The organism is Enterorhabdus sp. P55, assembly GCF_009911695.1.
GTDB lineage: Bacteria > Actinomycetota > Coriobacteriia > Coriobacteriales > Eggerthellaceae > Enterorhabdus.
On sequence record NZ_QWKK01000239.1, the window covers coordinates 1 to 1,188 of the forward strand.

General features: G+C 78.5%; 1 protein-coding gene. It reads right to left on the bottom strand.

Annotation, left to right across the window (positions count from 1 at the left end; translation table 11 throughout):
* On the bottom strand, positions 1 to 1,188 hold a 1,188-nt coding region (locus D1643_RS11055), incomplete at both ends, for a DUF11 domain-containing protein (protein WP_160710649.1).

Sequence of the window (1,188 nt, forward strand, 5' to 3'; positions counted from 1 at the left end):
GGCGGATGGTGCCCGAGTCGCCGGCCCCGCCGTCGCCGGGCAGCACGCCGCCCTGGGCCGTGGCTCCGGGCGGGTAGGCCGCCGGGGCGCTCTCCACCTTGTCGCGGCCGCCCTCCCAGGCGTCCCAGCCGCCGGGCGGGGAGAAGGGCGCGCCGGGATCCGGGTGCTCGGCGCCCGGGTCCCACGCGGAGGGCGGGGTGCCGAGGGCCTCGGCCACGTTGCCCACGTCGGCGCCGAGGGCGTCGGCGGTCACGAGCGCGTAGAAGGAGAGGCGCGCCTCCTGCCCGCCGCGGAGGTGCCCGACGGCCACGGCGAGCACGCGGGTGGCCGGGTCGTAGGCCCCGTCGTCCACGGCGACCTCGGCGCCGCCGGGCGTCGTCAGGCGGATGGAGCCGGAGAGGGGCTCGAGGCCCCGGGGCACCTCGTCGCGGATCACGGCGTCCATCCAGCCCGTGCCGGGCCCGTCGACGCGCAGGGCGACCTCGTAGCGGACGACGTCGCCCACGCGGGTGGTCCCGTCGTCCCGGGAGGTGTTCTCGGCGGTCTTCTCGATGGCCACGTCCCCCTCGGCCGGGTCGTCGGGGATGACGGCGGGCGGGGTGGCCGGGTCGCTCTTCGCCGCGGGGTCGTCGTCGGGGGAGGGCGGCTCCGCGGGCTCACCCGGCTTGGCGCCCGGATCCGACGGGTCATGGCCCGGGTCTTCCGAGGGCGGCGTGCCGTGGGCGAAGGCCACGTTGGCCGCGTCGCCGCCCAGGGCGTCCTCCGTCACCGTGCACTCGAAGGCGAGGACCCACGCCTGGCCTCCCCACAGGTCCCCGCACGCCACGGCTATGGTGCGCGTGACGCGGTCGTAGGCGTCGTCGGGCACGGCCACGACCTTCTCGCCGGCGGCGCCGAGGGGGCCGGTGAGCGTCAGGGTGCCCGGCACCGGCTCGATGCCCGCCGGCAGCGGGTCGCTGATGACGGCGTCCCAAAGGGCGTTGTCCGCCGGCCCGTCGTTGCGTAGCGTCACCGTGTAGCGCAGGCGGTCGCCCAGGTGCGTCACCCTGCCGCCGGGGGCGGAGAGGTTCTCCACGGACTTGGCCAGGCTCACGTCCCCCTCGCCCGGGTCGGCCGGGGCCACCGCCGAGCCGCCCGGCGGCGCGGCGGGCGGCGTGTCGGGCGGGGCCACCGGCCCCACGTCGGCAC